An 18,655-nucleotide genomic window follows, 5' to 3' on the forward strand; every position below is an offset into this window, starting at 1 on the left:
GCCGGCCAACCGCCGCGAACGGGCGCCGGCGAATTCAAACAAGCGTATGTTTTTTCGTTGACAGCGGCTCGACTCTGCCCCTAACCTCGCGAAACCTCAACCCGTCAGGATCGGTAGCCGACGTGGGCAGCATCTATCTGATACGACATGGCCAGGCCTCCTTCGGTGCGGACGATTACGACGTGCTGTCGCCCCTCGGCGTGCGCCAGGCCGAAGTGCTCGGCGACCACCTCGCCCAACTGGGCGTCAGCCTCGACCGTTGCCTCAGCGGCAGCCTGCGCCGCCAGCAGCATACCGCCACCGCCGCCCTGCAGCGTTGCGTGGCCGCCGGCCTGAACGCGCCGGAGCTGGAAATCGATCCGGCCTTCAACGAATTCGACGCCGAGGCGGTGATCCGCAACCTGCTGCCCGCCATGCTCCCCGACGAGCCGGACGCGCTGGACATCCTGCGCAACCCGAAGGACAACCGCGCCGCCTTCCAGCACCTGTTCGCCCGCATCATCCGGCGCTGGGTCAGCGGCGAGCACGACGCACCGGGCCACAACACCTGGCGGACCTTCGTCGAGACCGTGGAGGATGGTCTGCAACGCCTGCTGGCGCAAGCGGAGCGCGGCCATTCGGTGGCGGTATTCACGTCCGGCGGCACCATCACCGCCCTGCTCCACCTGCTGACCGGCGTGCCGGCCGACAAGGCCTTCGAACTCAACTGGCAGATCGTCAACACCTCGCTCTCGCGCCTGCAGTTCCGCGGCAGCGACGTGACCCTGGCTTCCTTCAACAGCCGTGTGCATTTGGAACTGTTGAGGACCCCGGAACTCATCACCTATCGCTGAGTCCGGCCCACAGCGGCCCCGCAAGGTCGCGAGCAACCCTAGATAAAAAGGATAGAAACCATGAGCTCCGTTGCCGACATCATCAACACCATGAAATCCAAATTCAACGCCAGCGCTGCGTCCGGCCTGGACCTGGTCTTCCAGTTCAACATCGAAGACGGTGAGAACTACGCGCTGATCGTCAAAGACGGCACCTGCGACGTACAGGCTGGCGACAACCCCAACGCCAACGTCACCCTGATCATGGACAGCGCCACCCTGGCCGGCATCGCCAGCGGCGAAACCGACGGCATGCAGGCCTTCATGGGCGGCAAGCTGCGCGCCGAAGGCGACATGATGCTGGCCATGAAACTGGCCGAGCTGTTCCCGGTATAAGCCTCGGGGCACACCGCGCAACAGCGAAAAACCGGAGCCTTCGGACTCCGGTTTTTTTTCGCCCGCGCCCAGGCGAAACGCGGCAATCAGGGCTCTTGATCGATGACCAACAGCCACATCTATAACGCTGTGCTTTGCTTAAGGGCACCATTAAATTAGCCAATGATTAGTGGCCCCCATCATCAGCAGAAGGGATAAGCATGACGCTGACAGACCAGTCCACCGGCATCCGCGAAGGCGAAGAGCTAGACGCCGCGCAGATCGACCCCTACCTGAAGGCGCACATCCCCGGTCTCACCGGAACCCCGCGCATCAGCCAGTTCCCCGGCGGCGCCTCCAACCTGACCTACCTGCTGGAATACCCGGGGCAGGAATTCGTCCTGCGTCGCCCGCCCTTCGGCCACAAGGCCAAGTCGGCCCACGACATGGGCCGCGAATACCGCATCCTGAACCAGCTCAACGCCGGCTTCCCCTACTGCCCGAAGGCCTACGTGCACTGCACCGACGAATCGGTGATCAGCAGCGAGTTCTACGTGATGCAGCGGGTCAAGGGCATCATCCTGCGCAGCGACATGCCGGCCGAGCTGAACTTCAGCGCCGAGCAGACCCGCGAGCTGTGCAAGAGCTTCATCGACAAGCTGGTCGAGCTGCACAACGTCGACTACCAGGCCTGCGGCCTCGCCGACCTGGGCAAGCCGGAAGGCTACGTCAAGCGCCAGATCGAAGGCTGGAGCGACCGCTACGAGAAGGCCCTGACTCCCGACGCGCCGGCCTGGGAAGCGGTCAAGACCTGGCTGCGCGACAAGATGCCGGCCGACCACCACAAGCCGGGCATCGTGCACAACGACTACCGCTTCGACAACGTCATCCTCGACCCGGCCAACCCGATGCAGATCATCGGCGTGCTGGACTGGGAGCTGACCACCATCGGCGACCCGCTGATGGACCTGGGCAACACCCTCGCCTACTGGATCGACGCCAACGATCCGCCCCCCGTGCAACTGATGCGCCGCCAGCCGAGCAACGCGCCGGGCATGCTGACCCGCCAGGAGTTCGTCGACTACTACGCCGAGCGCGCCGGCATCCGCATCGACAACTTCGACTTCTACTACGTGTACGGCCTGTTCCGCCTGGCCGGCATCGTGCAGCAGATCTACTACCGCTTCTTCCATGGCCAGACCAAGGACAAGCGCTTCGCCCAGTTCATCCACATGAACAAGCTGCTGGAACAGATGGCCCTCCAGGTCATCGGCAAATCCACCCTCTAACCCCGGCTCAGACAAGGTAACCACAATGTCCAAGACCCACCTGTTCGACCTCGACGGCAAGATCGCTTTCGTTTCCGGCGCCAGCCGCGGCATCGGCGAGGCCATCGCCAAGCTGCTGGCCCAGCAGGGCGCCCACGTGATCGTCTCGAGCCGCAAGATCGAAGGCTGCCAGGCCGTGGCCGACGCGATCATCGCCGAGGGTGGCAAGGCCACCGCCATCGCCTGCCACATCGGCGAGATGGAGCAGATCCAGAACGTCTTCGCGTTCATCCGCGAGCAGTTCGGCCGCCTCGACATCCTGGTCAACAACGCCGCCACCAACCCGCAGTTCTGCAACGTGCTGGACACCGACCTGGGCGCCTTCCAGAAGACCGTGGACGTCAACATCCGCGGCTACTACTTCATGTCCATCGAAGGCGGCAAGCTGATGAAGCAGAACGGCGGCGGCAGCATCATCAACGTCGCCTCCATCAACGGCGTCTCCCCGGGCGAGTTCCAGGGCATCTACTCGGTGACCAAGGCCGCCGTGATCAGCATGACCAAGGTGTTCGCCAAGGAATGCGCCCAGTTCGGCATCCGCTGCAACGCCCTGCTGCCGGGCCTGACCGACACCAAGTTCGCCTCCGCCCTGGTGAAGAACGACTCCATCCTCAACGTCGCCCTGCAGCGCATCCCGCTCAAGCGCGTGGCCGAACCGAGCGAGATGGCCGGCACCGTGCTGTACCTGGCCAGCGATGCCTCCAGCTACACCACCGGCGTGGCGCTGAACGTGGATGGCGGCTTCCTCTCCTGAGGACGCCCGCACAGCCATGAAAAAAGGGACCTTCGGGTCCCTTTTTCATTGGTACGGGTTGTTGCCCGCAGGGTGCGCCGCGCGCACCGAAACATCCGGGGAAACTCACGCGGTGTTCCCGGATCGCATCCGGGCTACTCCCACTCCTTCAAGGCCTGCTCGGCCGCCTGGTTCATCGGCTTGGCCAGCAGGCCGGTCGGGCTGAGGCTGACGCTGTAGGCGGCGCCGTCGGCGATGGGCAGGTAGGTGACCCGGCCGGCCTGGGCGTCGAACAGGAACAGGTCGCGCTGCCCCAGGCGCAGCCAGCGCCACAGGTCGATGCCGTAGGGGCTCTGCGCCAGCTGGACCTGGGCATGGCGGGCGGTCTGCTGCTGCTCGATGGCGAGGAAGCGGCCGGACAGCCGCTCCAGGCGGTAGCCCGGCTCCAGGCCGATCAGCGCGGCCAGGCCCTTCCAGCCCAGCAGGCGGGCGTCGAGCTGCCAGAGGTCGCCTTCCAGCGTCACCTGGCGCTCCTCGGCGCCCTCGATCACGCTGACCCGGTAGCGCTGCGGACCGTCGGCCGCGAAGCTCAGGGTCACCAGCGGCCGGTCCTGCACCTGCGGATCGTAGCTGCGCAGGTCGTAGGCCACCACGCCGATCAGCAGCGCCAGGGCGAGGAACGCGAGGCCGACGGTGCCGCGCAGCCAGGCCAGGAACCAGTGGGGGGTGAACAGGATGCGGGCGGCGATGAACAGCGCCAGCAAGGCCAGCAGGCCGGTGAACCAGGCCAGGCCGTCGTACTGCATGGATGCGATTCCTTCTGCGGTTTTTTGCCGGCATTATGCGGAGTGGCCGCCCGGCTAACCAGCAACGGCCCGCCACAATTGAATCCACTTCGAGTTTTTTATGCCGTTTCCCTTCGAACTGGGCGTCGACCCGGCCACGCTGCTGGTGCTCGCCCTGGTCGCCTTCACCGCGGGTTTCATCGACGCCATCGCCGGCGGCGGCGGTCTGCTGACCATCCCGGCACTGCTCACCGCGGGCCTGCCACCTCATCTGGTGCTGGGCACCAACAAGCTGTGCGCCACCTTCGGCTCCGCCACCGCCAGCTACACCTTCTACCGGCGCAAGCTGTTCGCCCCGCGGCAATGGCGCAACGCGCTGATCGCCACGGCCGTGGGCGCGGCCATCGGCGCCATCATCGCCCACTGGCTGCCCGCCGCCTGGCTCAACCAGATGCTGCCGGCGGTGGTGTTCGGCTGCGGCCTGTACCTGCTGTTCGGCAAGACGCCGGAGACCCACGGCCAGGAAGATGCGCCCGTGGCCCAGGGCCGCCAGTGGCCCCAGGGGCTCGGCCTGGGCTTCTACGACGGCGTGGCCGGCCCCGGCACCGGCGCGTTCTGGACGGTGAGTACCCTGCTGCTCTACCCCATGGACCTGGTGCGCGCCAGCGGCGTGGCGCGCAGCATGAACTTCGTCAGCAACGGCGTGGCCCTGGCGGTGTTCGTGATCGCCGGCCAGGTGGCCTGGCTGCTCGGCATCGCCATGGGCCTGGCGCTGATGGCCGGTGCCTTCCTCGGCGCTCGCACGGCGATCAGCGGCGGCTCGCGCTTCATCCGTCCGGTCTTCATTCTGGTGGTCCTGGCGCTGACCGCGCGCCTGGCCTGGCAGCACTGGTTCTGACTCACGAGGCATCCCCATGAAACTTGGCAAGACCACTCCGATCCTGCGCGTTTTCGACGAGACCAAGACACGGGAGTTCTACGTCGACTTCCTCGGCTTCCGGGTCGACTGGGAGCACCGCTTCGCCCCCGACCTGCCGCTGTACCTGCAGGTCTCCCGCGATGGCTGCGTGCTGCACCTGTCCGAGCACCATGGCGACGCCTGCCCGGGCGCCGCGCTGCGCATCGAGACCGACGCGCTGGACGCCTTCCACCGGGAACTGGAACAGAAGCACTACGGCTACGCGCGCCCCGGCATCGAGGCGATGCCCTGGGGCAGCCGCGACATGAATGTGCGCGACCCCTTCGGCAACCGCCTGACCTTCACCGACGCGGTGGGCTGAGGACCTGTTCACGATCTTCTGGATTAGAGCCAGATGGTGGCAAAAACGACCGAGGAAGCGGAGTTTACGAGTGGTAAATGAGCATTCCGAGGGCGTTTTTAACGCCGTATGGCCGCTAGCCAGGAGATCGTGAACAGGTTCTGAGGCTCAGCGGTGCAGCTGCGGCTCAGGCTGCCCCAGGCGGCGGGCCACATAGAGGTCGATCAGGTAGCGGGCGATGGAGCGCGGCATCGGCAGCGGCGGCAGCCGGTCGAGGGGGAACCAGGCGGCGTCCTCGATCTCGTCGGCCTGGGGCACGATCTCGCCGCCGGCGTATTCGGCATGGAAGCCGAGCATCAGCGAATGGGGGAACGGCCAGCTCTGGCTGCCCAGGTACTGCGGGTCGCGCACCTGTATGCCGACCTCCTCCAGCACCTCGCGGGCCACGCACTCCTCCGCCGACTCGCCGGGTTCGACGAAGCCGGCCAGGGTGCTGTACATGCCGGAGACGAAGCGCGGCGAGCGGGCCAGCAGGATTTCGTCGCCGCGGGTGACCAGCACGATCATGCTCGGCGAGATGCGCGCGTAGCTGTCCAGGCCGCACTCGGGGCAGCGCATGCAGCGCTCGCCCGGCACCTGGCGGTTGCGGCTGCCGCAGCGGCCGCAGAAGCGGTGGTTGAGGTCCCAGTTGCCGACCTGCTCGGCGAACGAGAGCATGCGGAAGGTCGGGTAGTCGGCCTGCAGCATGAACTGGCGCAGCCCCTGCCAGAAGCAGCCGGGCATCTCCGCCGGGCGATCCAGGGCCAGCAGCCAGACCGGCTCGCCGTCGAAGTGGCCGAGGCCGTGCTCGGCGATCAGCGGCAGGTCCTGGCGCTTGAGCCATTCGCGGGGGAACAGCACGCCGTTGGCGTCGGCGAGAAACCCCTGCGGGCTGCGCACCAGCGCCCAGCCGCCGGGCTGGCCGTTGTCCAGCGGGGGCTGGGTCTGCCAGCCGGCAGCCATCAGGCGGCTACCGGCATGCCAAGAGCCCGGACGCTCTCCTCGGCGAGGTCGAGCACGCTCGGCGTGGTCTCGGGGCGCAGCACGGCACCACCTTCGAGGTAGTACTCCAGGCTGCTGAGGGCGTCGGCCAGGGTCTCCAGCATCTGCTCGGAGGGCATCTGCAGGGAGTCGATCATCTGCGTCTGGATGTAGTCGGCGCACAGGCCGATCAACCGTGCCGCGCGCTCCTGGTCGAGGAACCAGAGGCCACCACGCACCGCCTGCAGGCTGAAGGGCACGTTGGCCAGGTGCAGCTTGTCGCCGGCTGATTCCAGGTAGGAAGTGATCGCCCGCTTGGCCAGGGCCAGGCCGCCACGGGCCTCGTCGACCACCACGATGCGCGCCTCGGCCAGCTGGTGGGCGGCGAACGCCTCGCCCTCGTCGCCCGGCTGCGCCACGCTGGGACGCTGGTTGCGTTGCTCGCCGCGTTCCAGGCTGGCGACCATGCTCTCCACGTACAGCACGGCCTCGGCCAGCTTGTGCAGGTCACCGCTCTCGGCCCGGTTGTCTTCGCCCCAGCCGGCGACCAGCGGCAGCTGGCCCTGCAGGGCGCTGGCGGCGGAACTCAGGCCGACCATGCCGAGTGTCTTGGCCAGCTTGCCGAGCAGCGCGTGCAGGTTGCCGTAGCTGTCCGGCTGGGCGGTGCCGCGCTCGATCAGGTCGAGCAGGTCCTTGACGCTGGCCAGTTCCTCGCGGATGGCGGTGGACAGCGAACGTAGCACGCCCTGGCCGGGGCCGGACAGGCGCTGGTATTCCTCGTCCAGCAGGTGGTCGGTGAACGGCAGAGGGGTCAGCCCGAACACCTCGCGCACCGCGCTGGCATGTGGCCCACGGCTGTCCGCCAGGGCCACCAGGTAGAGCAGTTCCTTGAGCAGGCTGCGCGGCGCCTCGTAGCCGCCGTTGCCGCCCAGGGCCTGCCTGATCTCGCGGTCGAGGCGGGAGAACAGCTGCTTGCGTGCCTTGCGCGGCAGCAGTTGGCCGTCCAGTTGCGACTCGACGGCCGCGGCGCCGATCCAGTACAGGCGCCCTGCCGGCTTGTCGGCGAACAGGCTGTCCAGGCGTCCCAGGGCGCGCAGCATCAGCTTGAGGCCGGCCTGGGGGTTGTCCTCGCGGATGAAGCCGAGCAGGCCGACCTGGAACATGTGGCGCAGGCGCCGCGCGTCGGCGGCGCTGACCGCCCCGCCCGGCGTGCCGGCGGGGCGCGGCTGGTCGAGGCGCACGCTGAAGAAGAAGCTTTCCGGCAACGGCGGCTGGGCGCCGGCCTGGCGCAGGTCGTTGATCGCCGGCAGCAGCAGCTCCGGCATTTCCTGGCGGTGGGCGTCGACGTTTTCCAGGTAGCGGCGCAGCACGTAGAGCGCGTTGCTCAGGGCGGACAGCTGGCCGTCGCGCTCCTCACCTGCGCCGGTGGGGATGTCCGTCGCCTGCTGCAGCACTTCCTGGGCCAGCAGCTCGGCGCCGGCCAGTTCGATCAGGTTGAGGGTGCCGCGCACCTGTTGCAGGTTTTCCACGGCCTGCTGCAGCAGGCTGCCGTTGTTGCGTTCGGCGATGAACTGCTCGAGGCTCTGTTCGGTCTCTTCCATGGTGGTGAACAGTTCGTCACGCACCAGACTCAGGGATGTCGCTCCAGTGACCATGGGTCTGCTGAACCTCTTCTAGGCTAGGTCAGTCCGCGAATTCCGGCTTCTGCTTGCTCATGTGCGCAGCCATGGCCACGCGCAGGTCTGCGGATTGCAGCATGGCGCCGTTCCAGTTGGCGACGTACTCCAGGCCGTCGTCGACCCGGTGATCACGCATGTAGCGAATCATATGCTTGGTGCCGCGGATGGCGATCGGCGACTTGGCGGCGATCTCGCGGGCGATTTCGAACACGCCCTCCAGCAGCTCTTCCTGGCTGGCGTAGGTGCGGTTGACCAGGTTGATGCGCAGGGCCTCGGCGCCGTCGATGGTGCGGCCGGTGAAGGCCAGCTCGCGCATCATGCCGTCGCCGATGATGCGCGGCAGGCGCTGCAGGGTACCGACGTCGGCGGCCATGCCCATGTCGATCTCCTTGATGGAGAACTGGGCGTCGGCGGTGGAGTAGCGCATGTCGCAGGCCGAGATCAGGTCGATGGCGCCGCCCAGGCAGTAGCCCTGGATGGCCGCCAGCACCGGCTTGCGGCAGTTGTCGACGGCGTTGAACGAGCCCTGCAGCTGGAGGATCTTGCGGCGCAGGCCCTCGGCGTTGCGGCCCACGTCCTTGCCCAGCTGGCTGCCGGCCTGGGCCAGCAGCATCAGGTCGATGCCCGAGGAGAAGTGCTTGCCAGCGCCGGACAGCACCACGACGCGGGCCTCGTCGGTGTCGTCGACCCAGCGGAAGATGTCGATGATCTCTTCCCAGAAGTCGGCGTTCATCGCGTTGACCTTCTCGGGGCGATTGATCTGCACATGGGCGATCTTGTCGACGAGTTCGACTCGGAAAGCTTTGTAATCAGGCACGCAGATCATCCTCGAGGGCAAGGCACGCGATGGCGCCATAGATATGTTGTTTTGGAATCAATCGCCCAACTATAACAAGCGTGCAATAAATGTCGATGCTGGCAACTGTGATGGAGAACACGCTAGCAGACCTCAGATGGTTTCTGCCTATGTTCGATAAATAGTTGATATTTTTGGAGCTTGCCACTCCCGCCGCGCGTTCCGATCGACGAAATTCTGGGCGATTTCAGAGCCGTTGGCCTTCCACCCGGTTGCGCCATTGGCGCCAGGTATAGAGGGGAATGCCGACCATCAATACCAGGAAACCCCAGAAGATCGCCTGCTCGCCGGTGCCGTAGAGCGCCCACATGGAGTAGATGAAGGTACAGCAGCCGATCCACAACAGCCGCCCGCGCTCGCGCTCGCCGAAGTCCCCCGGCTGCATCGCCAGCAGGTGCATCAGCGCCGCCGCGCAGAACACGTAGGGCACCACGCCGGCCATGGTGCCGAGCAGGATGATTACGTTGAACACCTCGACCAGGTCGCCCTGCCCGTCCACCAGCACCAGCAGGGTCACCAGCACCCCGGACACCAGCAGGCCGTTGGCCGGCACACCATAGCGGTTGGTCCTGGCCAGGGCCTCGGGCAGCAGGCCATCGCGGGCGGTGGCCATGGGAATCTGCCCCTGCAGCAGCACCCAGCCATTGAGCGCGCCGAGACAGGCGATCACCGCGCCGCCGGCGATGAAGTAGTAGCCCCAGTCGCCCAGCATCACCCGGGCCGCGTCGGCGAACGGCGCGGTGGAGCGGGCCAGCACCTCCGGCGGCAGCACGCCCTGCACCGCGGTGATCGAGAGGATGTACACGCCGGCGGCCACCAGGGTGCCGCACAGGGTGGCGCGCGGGATGGTGCGGCGCGGGTCGCGCACGTGCTCGGCCGGCACGGTGGCCGATTCCAGGCCGATGAACGACCACAGGGTGAGCGCCGCCGTGGTGGCGATGGCCTGCACGTAGCCGCCGCCCGGCAGCGCCGTCGGCTCGGGGATGGCCAGATGCTCGGGATGGAAGTGGAACCAGCCGAGCACGCCGACCAGCACCAGCGGCACCAGCTTGAGCAGGGTCAGCACGTTCTGCACGTAGCCGAAGGCGGTGATGCCACGCAGGTTGATCAGGGTGCACAGCCAGATCGCGCCGATCGCCGTCGCCACCATCGGCAGCGGCGCGCGCAGCACCGGCAGGAACACCTGCAGGTAGCCGACCAGGGTCACGGCGATGGCGGCGTTGCCGATCCAGGCGGCCTTCCAGTAGGTCCACGCACACAGGTAGCCGGCGAAGCCGCCGAAGGCGTCGCGGGTGTAGGCATAGGGCCCGCCCGCCGCCGGGTTGAGCCGCGCCAGGCGGGAGAAGGTCAGGGCCAGCAGCACGGCGCCGGTGCTCGACACCAGCCAGCCGACCAGGCTCAGCCCGCCGTAGGGCGCCAGCGCCGACGGCAGGAGGAAGACGCCGGAACCGACCATGTTGCCGACCACCAGGGCGGTACAGGTCCAGAACCCCATTTCGCCCCGCCCGCCCTTCTGCTGCGCCATGCTCTCCCCCGGATCGAAGCCAGCCCGTGCCTGTGTGGCGGCGCAGGGACTATTTGATGCAATCCACGGTATAGCACGCATCCTCGCGCTGCAGGCCGTGGACGTCGGCGTCGAAGCCGGGGAACCGGCTGTCGAAGGTGCGGGCGAACTGCAGGTAGTCGATGATCGAGCGGGTCTCGGCGGTGAAGCGCTCGCCCGGCATGATCAGCGGGATGCCCGGCGGGTACGGCACCAGCATCACCGCGGCGATGCGCCCTTCGAGCTGCTCGATGGGCACCGCCTCGACCCCGCCGCGCACCAGTTGGTCGTAGGCATCGGCCGGCTTGATCGCCACCTCCGGCAGCACGGTGTACATGCGCTTGAGCGCCTTGGCCGTGGCGTTCTCCCGGTAGCAGGCGTGCAGCTCATCGCATAGGTCGCGCAGGCCCATGCCGGCGTAGCGCGCGCCGCCCTCGCGGGCAATCGACGGCAGTGCGTCGGCCAGCGGCACGTTGGCGTCGTACAGGCGCTTGAACTCCAGCAATTCGGTGAGCAGGGTGCTCCACTTGCCCTTGGTGATGCCCATGGAGAACAGCACCAGGAAGGAATACAGGCCGGTCTTCTCCACCACCAGGCCGCGCTCCCAGAGGAACTTGCTGACCACCGCCGCGGGAATGCCCGCCTCGGCCAGCCTGCCGTCGGCGCTCAGGCCGGGCATCACCAGGGTCACCTTGATCGGGTCGAGCAGCACATAGTCCTCGGCCACATCGCCGAAGCCGTGCCAGTCGGCCCCGGGCGCCAGCAGCCAGTCGCCTGTGGCGACTGCGTCGGCGCCGTCGGCCTGCTCCGGCTGCCAGATGCTGAACCACCAGTCGTCCACCGCCAGGTTCTGGCGCAGGTTGGCCAGCGCGCGGCGGAAGCTCAGCGCCTCATCGAAGGTCTCCTGGATCAGCGAACGCCCGGCCGGCCCTTCCATCATCGCCGAAGCCACGTCCAGCGAGGCGATGATGCCGTACTGCGGCGAGGTGGAGATGTGCATCATGAAGGCTTCGTTGAAGCGGTCGCGGTCCAGCTGGCGCACGCCGCCGTCCTGCACGTGGATCATCGAGGCCTGGCTGAAGGCGGCCAGCAGCTTGTGGGTGGAATGGGTGGTGAACACCAGCGGCGAGTGCTCGTCGCTGTGGGTGCCCATGCCGTAGCGCCCGGCGTAGAACTCGTGGAAGGCGGCGTAGGCGTACCAGGCCTCGTCGAAGTGCAGCACTTCCACCGAGTCGCCCAGGGCCTGCTTGACCATCTCGGCGTTGTAGCAGAGGCCGTCGTAGGTGGAGTTGGTGACCACCGCCAGCTTGACCTTGGGTGCACGCCCCTTGGCCAGCGGACTGGCGTCGATCTTGGCCTGAATCGATTCGCGGCTGAACTCGGAGAGCGGAATCGGCCCGATGATGCCCAGCTCGTTGCGCTCGGGGCACAGGTACAGCGGGATGGCGCCGGTCATGATGATCGAGTGGAGGATCGACTTGTGGCAGTTGCGGTCGACCAGCACCAAGTCGTCGCGGCCGACCATGGAGTGCCAGACGATCTTGTTCGCCGTCGAGGTGCCGTTGATCACGAAGAAGGTGTGGTCGGCGCCAAAGTTGCGCGCCGCGCGTGCCTCGGCTTCGGCCAGGGGGCCGGTGTGGTCAAGCAGCGAGCCCAGCTCCGGCACCGACACCGACAGGTCCGAGCGCAGGGTGTTCTCGCCGAAGAACTGGTGGAAGGCCTGCCCCACCGGGCTCTTGCGGTAGGCCACGCCGCCGCCGTGGCCGGGCGTGTGCCAGGAATAGTTGGATTGCGCCGTGTGCTGTACCAGCGCCTTGAAGAACGGCGGCAGCAGGCCGTCCAGGTAATTGTGCGCGGCGCGCGCCACCTGGCGGGCGAGGAAGGACACGGTGTCCTCGTACAGATAAAGGATGCCGCGCAAGTGGTTGAGGTCGGCCATGGCGTCGGCCGGCGCGTTCTCGATGGTCACCTGCTCGCCCAGGGCGAAGATCGGCAGCTGCGGCGCGCGTACCCGGGCGATGCGGATCAGCTCGACCATGTCCTGCAGCAGGCGCTGGTTCTCCCCCGCCCCTTCGGCGGCCACCAGGATGCAGGCCAGGCCGTGGTGGGTCGAGGCGACGATGCGGCCCTCGGCGGAGCTGGCGGTGGAGAGGATGGTGAAGCCGTCCTTGCCCAGTTCTTCGGCAATGGCCCGGACGCGTTCGCCGGCGACGGTGTCGGCCTTGATGTCGCGGTGGACGATGAGGATGGGGAAGTTCAGGTCTTTATACATTGGAGGTTCCTGAGGGTAGGCGCTCTGCGGCGCCTGATCACCTCAGGGTAGAAGTTCGCCGTGGGCGGCGGAACCCCCTGTGCGGAAGGCTATAAGAAAAGGTCGCAATACGGCAGCTGCAAGTTGATTAGTATGCGAGCCGAGGCCTGCCAGACTTACCAGAGTTTTTGCTTGGCTATGTCCCCGTTGCGTGTTGCCGCTACAGCTGCTCTGCGGAAACGGCCTGCCTGCAAACCTGTAGGTGGGTCAGGCCACAGACCATGGCTCGCACCGTGGCACCACTGGTGGGTTACGCCGGCCAGCGGCTAACCCACCCTACGCGCTACGTGGTCAAGCCCCTGACTGAACGCTGCAGCTGCCTGCCCTTGGATTCCCGCATACGCGGGAATGACGAGGTAGGGGGAGGTTCTTCTGAAACCGTCATCCCCGCGCAGGCGGGGACCCAGAAGGGCTCTGGGCACCGCCACATCCAACGGGGACATAATCCAACGGAACTTAGCCGTCTGCCTGTAGCTGGCAGCTTGTCTCTTATGGCTGCGCTTCTTCCATCTTGACCCACAGCGACGGGCCGCCGGCGGCCTTCTCGATGATCGCCAGGCGTACCGCGTGGGCCGCCAGTTCTTCCTCGGTGGCGCGCAGCACGCGGATCGGCGCGCGGTTCGGGTCGAGCCGGCGGATCGGGCTGGGCAGTATGCGGCCGGAGCCGTCGCCGCCCTCGCCGGCCAGCGACAGGTGGGTCTGGCCACCGGTCATGGTCAGGTAGACGTCGGCCAGAATCTCGGCGTCGAGCAGTGCGCCGTGCAGGTCGCGGCCGGAGTTGTCCACGCCGTAGCGCTTGCACAGGGCGTCGAGGTTGTTGCGCTGGCCAGGGTGGCGCTCGCGGGCCATCAGCAGGGTGTCGAGCACCGAGCAGTAGTCGTTGACCTCGCTGCGCTCGCTCTGGCCCAGCAGGGCGAACTCGTTGTTGATGAAGCCGATGTCGAACGCCGCGTTGTGGATGATCAGCTGGGCGCCGTTGATGAACTCGAAGAACTCGTCGGCCACGTCCTTGAAACGCGGCTTGTCGGCGACGAATTCGTTGGTGATGCCGTGGACCGCGATCGCGCCTTCGTCGATCTCCCGGTCCGGGTTGAGGTAGACGTGGAAGTGGCGGCCGGTCAGGCGGCGGCCATCCAGTTCGACGCAACCGATTTCGATGATGCGGTGACCGTCGGTCACCGGCATGCCGGTGGTTTCGGTATCCAGCACGACCAGACGAGTACCGGAGAATTGTCCACTCATAGAACCGCAGAACCCCATCAAGAAAAGTGCCTGTGAATGCCGGGCACAATTAGAACCTCGATGGACGCGGATGGCGAGTGGTTTTGCCGGTCGCTCGACGGAGAGTCTGCCGCAGAGGCACGAAGGCCCCCGCGGCACGGGATGGTCAGGCGACCGAGGCGGCGCTTTCCGCCGGCGCTTCGACCTTGGCCGGCTGCGCCGTCGCCAGTTTGCTCAGGCGGCGGCGCTCCTGCTCCGGCTTGTACAGGTGCTCGAAGCAGAAGTTGGTGGCCTCGACGTAGCCTTCGGCGGCGCCGCAGTCGAAGCGTTTGCCCTTGAACTTGTAGGCCAGCACGCAGCCCTGCCGGGCCTGCTTCATCAGCGCGTCGGTGATCTGGATTTCGCCGCCCTTGCCCGGTTCGGTCTGCTCGATGAGCTTGAAGATGTCGGGGGTGAGGATGTAGCGGCCGATGATCGCCAGGTTCGACGGCGCGTCCTCGGGCCTGGGTTTCTCCACCATGCGATCGACCCGGAAGATGTCGTCGCGGATCGCCTCGCCCGCGATGATGCCGTACTTGTGGGTCTCCTCCGGCGGCACTTCCTGGATGGCGACGATGGAGCAGCGGAACTGGTTGTACAGCCTGGCCATCTGGGTCAGCACCCCGTCGCCGCCGGGGTTCAGGCACAGGTCGTCGGCCAGCACCACGGCGAAGGCCTCGTCGCCGATCAGCGGGCGGCCGGTGAGGATGGCGTGGCCGAGGCCCTTCATCTCGATCTGGCGGGTGTAGGAGAAGGTGCACTTGTCGATCAGCCGGCGGATGCCGCGCAGGGCGCTCTCCTTGTCGGTGTTGCTGATCTCGCGCTCCAGCTCGTAGCTGATGTCGAAGTGATCCTCCAGCGAGCGCTTGCCACGCCCGGTGACCATGGCGATCTGGTGGAGGCCGGCCTCGTACGCCTCCTCGACCGCGTACTGGATCAGCGGGGTGTCCACCACCGGCAGCATTTCCTTGGGCATCGACTTGGTGGCCGGGAGAAAACGGGTGCCGTAGCCCGCGGCGGGAAACAGACATTTCTTGATCATCTTGGTATCACCGATTGATGTGTCAGCATGAACAGCTGACTCGCCCCGCGGCGGCCCGGTTCAAGCTATTTCGCCGGCGGGTGGGTGACGCTCAGGATCACCGCGGCGATGCGTTCGACCGCATCGTAGCCGGGCTCCAGCAGCTGCTCGCCGAACACGTCCGGGTCCATCTCGCGGTAGTTCCAGACGAAGTCCTGGCCGGCCAGGCAGGCCTTGCAGTACTCCAGCAGCGGGTCGCGGCCGCCAACCATGGCGACCCCGGTGTACAGCAGCAGGCTGCCGCCGGGAGCCAGGCGCGGCAGCGCGGCCTCGATGATGCGCAGCGCCAGCTCCGCGCCCAGCTCGCCGCCGCCGTGGCGGTAGGCGCGCTCCTGGGGGTCGAGCATGTACGGCGGGTTGCTGACGATCAGGTCGAACTGGCCGGCGACGCCATCCAGCAGGTCGCTGCGCAGCGCGCGCAGGTTGCCGACGCCGGCCAGCCGGGCGTTGACCTCGGCGTATTCCAGCGCCAGCGGGTTGATGTCCAGGCCGAACACCTCCGCGGCGGGATTGGCGTGGGCCATCAGCAGCGCGCCCGGGCCGGCGCCGCAGCCGATGTCGGCGGCGCGGCGCAGGCTGCCGGCCGGCTGGCGGCGCAGCTGCTGGTCGATGGCCTGGGCGAAGCGGTAGGTGTCCGGGCCGAAGAACACCGCGTCCTGCGCCAGGGTCGGGTAGCACGCGTGCACGTAGAGTTCGTCGCCGAGGCTCGACCAGCGCACCGCGCTGGCCCAGCCGCCGGGCACTTCGAGCAGCACGTTGGCGCTGTCCATCAGGGCGAACAGTTCCTCGCCGACCGTTTCCCGGCGGAACGGCCGGCTCCAGCCGAACACGCCGGCCAGGTCCGTGGCCCAGGCGTTCTCCGGGCGGGCGTTGACCCGCTGGTGGGTCAGCGGGGTGACCGTGGTGAAGCGGTAGGCGCGAGCGTGCAGCGCCTGGCCGAGGCGCAGCAGGTGGCGGTTGAGCCGGCCCATCAGTGATGGCTCGCGGCGAACAGGCGGGTGGCCAGCAGCCCCGCCGGGGTGTGGTGCAGCGCCGGCGCCATCAGCTCGATCAGGCGGTGCGTGCGCTGCCCGGCGGACAGGCCCTCCAGTTCGGCCAGCAGCGCCCGCGCCTCGCTGGCGAAGTCGCCTTGCGTCGGCGCTGCCTCGGCGGGCTGGCGCCGGGGCACGGCGGCGCCCTGCTCCGCCAGCCAGTCGCCGGCGATCCAGTCGTGCAGCAGCGCCCGCTCGTAGGGGCTGAACACGCCGAACATGGCCGCCTTCTCGCCGTCGATCAGTTGCCAGAAGTGGCTGTCGCGCGGGTCCTGGTGGCGACGAATCCAGCCGCGCGCCTGCAGGGCGGCGAGGAACTCGCCCATGCGCCCCGGCGCGCCGAGCCACTGGTTGACCGTGCGCCCGTCGATGCGGCAATGGTCCGAGTGCACCCGCCCGGCGACCTGGCGCTTGCGTTCGAGCATCGCCAGCAGCTCGCGCTGCAGGTCGAACTCGGCGATGGCCGCCGTGCTGCCCAGGCCGAGGTCGTTGAGGCGGTAGCCGAGGCCGACCCGGCGCAGGAAGCGGGCGCGGTCGCCGACCACCGGCAGGTTGTCCCACAGCGCCTGCACCGCGCGCTGGGCGTGGCCGCTGCCGGCGTTGTCGATGGTCACGTGGAGCTGGAAGTAATAGGGGTCGATGCCCAGTTCGCCGAGTTCGTAGGTAGTGATCAGCAGGTGCAGCGGCAGTTGCTCGTAGCCCAGGTTGTAGCCGATCAGCTCGGGCAGGTAGCGCTCCGCCAGGTGGCCCAGGGCGAGCTGCTGGGCGCCCTGCACATAATGCGCGTCGCCCAGGCCGGCGAGGTCGTCGCAGCCGTGCTCGGCCAGCAGCCGGCGGTAGAGCAGCACGTGGTTCTGCGCCGCCTGGCCGCCGCCGAGTTCTTCCACGTAGGTCTGCACCAGCGGCTGCAGGCGCAGCTCGTGCCAGTGGGGCAGCACGCCGTAGAGCCAGGCACCGTCGACCAGCTTGGTCGGCGCCACGGCGCGGAGGAAGTACAGGGCGTGGGCGCGGCCGCCGAAGTAGCGCCGCGGCGCGCCGTCGCGGCGGTCGCGCAGGTACTCGGCGTAGGCCTCGGTGGTGCGTTTGGCGCCGGCCCGCACCCAGTCGAGCAGGCGCTGCGGGTCGTCCGGCAGGTCGCAGGGCAGTTGCTCGGCGTGGGCCAGCTGGGTGTCCAGGAAGTCCGCCGCGCGGGCCAGGGGGGCGGGCTCGGCGGGCGTGTGCAGCAGCGCCTGGTAGAGATCGCGCAGCGGATGGCAATCCACCGCGCTCAGCTGACTGCAAGGCGTTGACGCTGTGCTCATGGCCTGTTCCCGGATCGTGGTCTGGTTAAGCTCTCGGATTTCGCGGCGCGGCAAAGATTCAGGCGGATTGAACTTGCCCTCGCGGCCGCCCGTCCCTTGGGAATGCGAGCCCCCCTGCCCCCTTGCGCCCCCGGCTTCGGCATCGAGGAAGAGTTCCTCCTCGTCGACCAGACCAGCCGCGACGTCTGCGCCGAGCCCCCGCGCGAGCTGATCGAAGCCCTGCGCCAGGCGTTCGGCCCATGCCTGGCCGAGGAGATGTTCCGCAGCCAGATCGAACTGGTGACCCCAGTGCTGCACGACCTGGGCGCGGCGCGCGACTGTCTGCTGCAGAGCCGCCGGCGCCTGACCGAGCTGGCCGCGGGCTTCGGCCTGGCGCCCTATGGCGCGGCGTCCCACCCCTTCGCCGACTGGCGCCGGCAGCTGGCCACCGACTCGCCGCACTACCGCCGGCTGTTCGGCGACTACCGCGACGTGGCCCAACGCAGCCTGGTGTCGGGGCTGCACGTGCACGTCGGCGTGGCGCCAGAAATCGACCGGGTGAAGGTGATGAACCGGGTGTTGCCGTGGCTGCCGCTGCTGCTGGCCCTGAGCGCCTCGTCGCCGTTCTGGGAGGGCCGACGGACCGGCCTGCTCAGCTACCGCCGCACCCTGTGCGGGGAATGGCCGCGCATGTGCATCCCCGAGCCGCTGGCCGACGCCGCCGCGCTGGCCGGCTATGTCGAGCGGCTGACGGCCTGCGGCGCGATCCGCAAGGCCGGCGACCTGTGGTGGTTCATCCGCCCCTCGGCGCGCTTCCCCACCCTCGAACTGCGCATCGCCGACGCCTGCCCCCGGGTGGACGATGTGCTGTGCATCGCCGGGCTGTTTCGCGGCTTGGTGGCCTGGGCCAGCGGGACGGGCGACACGCCGGCCGATGGCGCTGGGCGAATATGGTTGGAAGAAAACTACTGGCGCGCCCGGCGCCTGGGCTGTGCGGCACGCTTCCTCGGCGCGGATGGCGAGGAACTGGCGGCGGGCGACTGGCTGGAACGGTTGGGCGAGCGGATTGGCCCGTGGCGGGACGAGGCGGCGTTCGAGCAAGCCCGGCGCATCCTGCGCGACGGCAGCAGCGGCGAGCGCCAACTGGCGCACTACGAGCAGGCCATCGGAGCCGGCCTCGACCCGCGGCAGGCGCTCGCCGACGTGGTCGATCAGGTATTGAAGGAAACCTCTGCGGCCTGTGACCCGCCGTAGGGTGCGCCGCGCACACCGCAACTCGTTCCCACGGTGCGCACAGCGCAC

Annotated in this window: 17 protein-coding genes; 7 read left to right on the top strand and 10 right to left on the bottom strand. The window is 67.8% G+C overall.

What is annotated here, in order from left to right:
- The first annotated feature begins 122 nt into the window (after window positions 1-122).
- The 4 genes from N7640_RS17370 (at window position 123) to N7640_RS17385 (ending at window position 3,269) form a co-directional block, all read left to right on the top strand.
- Window positions 123-833, top strand: coding sequence for a histidine phosphatase family protein (locus N7640_RS17370; RefSeq protein WP_220814230.1), 711 nt, complete (start codon window positions 123-125; stop codon window positions 831-833).
- 60 nt (window positions 834-893) lie between these two features.
- Window positions 894-1,208 (top strand): SCP2 sterol-binding domain-containing protein, encoded by a 315-nt coding sequence (locus N7640_RS17375; RefSeq protein ID WP_220814231.1) that lies wholly within the window; start codon window positions 894-896, stop codon window positions 1,206-1,208.
- 200 nt (window positions 1,209-1,408) lie between these two features.
- On the top strand, window positions 1,409-2,476 hold the full coding sequence (locus tag N7640_RS17380; protein WP_279902541.1) for a phosphotransferase family protein: 1,068 nt from the start codon (window positions 1,409-1,411) through the stop codon (window positions 2,474-2,476).
- Window positions 2,477-2,501: 25 nt separating this feature from the next.
- The gene (locus N7640_RS17385; RefSeq protein ID WP_279902542.1) at window positions 2,502-3,269 is read left to right on the top strand and encodes an SDR family oxidoreductase; all 768 of its coding nucleotides are present in this window, start codon (window positions 2,502-2,504) and stop codon (window positions 3,267-3,269) included.
- Window positions 3,270-3,403: 134 nt separating this feature from the next.
- Here N7640_RS17385 and N7640_RS17390 read toward each other — a convergent pair whose 3' ends face one another.
- On the bottom strand, window positions 3,404-4,054 hold the full coding sequence (locus N7640_RS17390) for a hypothetical protein (protein ID WP_220814234.1): 651 nt from the start codon (window positions 4,052-4,054) through the stop codon (window positions 3,404-3,406).
- Between the two features lie 100 nt (window positions 4,055-4,154).
- Between N7640_RS17390 and N7640_RS17395 the strand changes: the two genes are divergently transcribed.
- Window positions 4,155-4,931 (top strand): TSUP family transporter, encoded by a 777-nt coding sequence (locus N7640_RS17395; RefSeq protein ID WP_279902543.1) that lies wholly within the window; start codon window positions 4,155-4,157, stop codon window positions 4,929-4,931.
- Between the two features lie 16 nt (window positions 4,932-4,947).
- On the top strand, window positions 4,948-5,313 hold the full coding sequence (locus N7640_RS17400; RefSeq protein ID WP_220814236.1) for a glyoxalase superfamily protein: 366 nt from the start codon (window positions 4,948-4,950) through the stop codon (window positions 5,311-5,313).
- Between the two features lie 147 nt (window positions 5,314-5,460).
- On the opposite strand, the gene nudC is transcribed toward N7640_RS17400, so the two are convergent.
- The 9 genes from nudC to N7640_RS17445 all read right to left on the bottom strand — a co-directional run bounded on the left by nudC (window position 5,461) and on the right by N7640_RS17445 (window position 17,374).
- Window positions 5,461-6,294, bottom strand: coding sequence for an NAD(+) diphosphatase (gene nudC, locus N7640_RS17405; protein WP_279902544.1), 834 nt, complete (start codon window positions 6,292-6,294; stop codon window positions 5,461-5,463).
- Window positions 6,294-7,967: a ferrous iron transporter B gene (locus N7640_RS17410; RefSeq protein ID WP_279902545.1), complete on the bottom strand. Its 1,674-nt coding sequence runs from the start codon at window positions 7,965-7,967 to the stop codon at window positions 6,294-6,296. The genes nudC and N7640_RS17410 overlap by 1 nt, the downstream gene beginning before the upstream one ends.
- 28 nt (window positions 7,968-7,995) lie before the next feature.
- Complete coding sequence (locus tag N7640_RS17415) at window positions 7,996-8,808, bottom strand: crotonase/enoyl-CoA hydratase family protein (protein ID WP_220814239.1); 813 nt, start codon at window positions 8,806-8,808, stop codon at window positions 7,996-7,998.
- Between the two features lie 226 nt (window positions 8,809-9,034).
- Complete coding sequence (locus N7640_RS17420) at window positions 9,035-10,372, bottom strand: amino acid permease (protein WP_262880233.1); 1,338 nt, start codon at window positions 10,370-10,372, stop codon at window positions 9,035-9,037.
- Between the two features lie 49 nt (window positions 10,373-10,421).
- On the bottom strand, window positions 10,422-12,662 hold the full coding sequence (locus N7640_RS17425) for an Orn/Lys/Arg decarboxylase N-terminal domain-containing protein (RefSeq protein WP_279902546.1): 2,241 nt from the start codon (window positions 12,660-12,662) through the stop codon (window positions 10,422-10,424).
- Between the two features lie 528 nt (window positions 12,663-13,190).
- On the bottom strand, window positions 13,191-13,943 hold the full coding sequence (gene dnaQ, locus N7640_RS17430) for a DNA polymerase III subunit epsilon (protein WP_279902547.1): 753 nt from the start codon (window positions 13,941-13,943) through the stop codon (window positions 13,191-13,193).
- Between the two features lie 145 nt (window positions 13,944-14,088).
- On the bottom strand, window positions 14,089-15,003 hold the full coding sequence (gene galU, locus N7640_RS17435) for a UTP--glucose-1-phosphate uridylyltransferase GalU (protein WP_220814243.1): 915 nt from the start codon (window positions 15,001-15,003) through the stop codon (window positions 14,089-14,091).
- 65 nt (window positions 15,004-15,068) lie between these two features.
- On the bottom strand, window positions 15,069-16,013 hold the full coding sequence (locus N7640_RS17440; protein ID WP_279902548.1) for a class I SAM-dependent methyltransferase: 945 nt from the start codon (window positions 16,011-16,013) through the stop codon (window positions 15,069-15,071).
- A complete protein-coding gene (locus tag N7640_RS17445; RefSeq protein WP_279902549.1) occupies window positions 16,013-17,374 on the bottom strand; it encodes an iron-containing redox enzyme family protein in 1,362 nt (453 codons plus the stop codon). The genes N7640_RS17440 and N7640_RS17445 overlap by 1 nt, the downstream gene beginning before the upstream one ends.
- A 102-nt stretch (window positions 17,375-17,476) precedes the next feature.
- On the opposite strand from N7640_RS17445, the gene N7640_RS17450 reads away from it, so the two are divergent.
- Window positions 17,477-18,607: a carboxylate-amine ligase gene (locus N7640_RS17450; RefSeq protein WP_279902550.1), complete on the top strand. Its 1,131-nt coding sequence runs from the start codon at window positions 17,477-17,479 to the stop codon at window positions 18,605-18,607.
- The last annotated feature ends 48 nt before the right edge of the window (window positions 18,608-18,655 follow it).

It is taken from the genome of Pseudomonas sp. GD04015 (assembly GCF_029837675.1).
GTDB lineage: Bacteria > Pseudomonadota > Gammaproteobacteria > Pseudomonadales > Pseudomonadaceae > Aquipseudomonas > Aquipseudomonas paralcaligenes.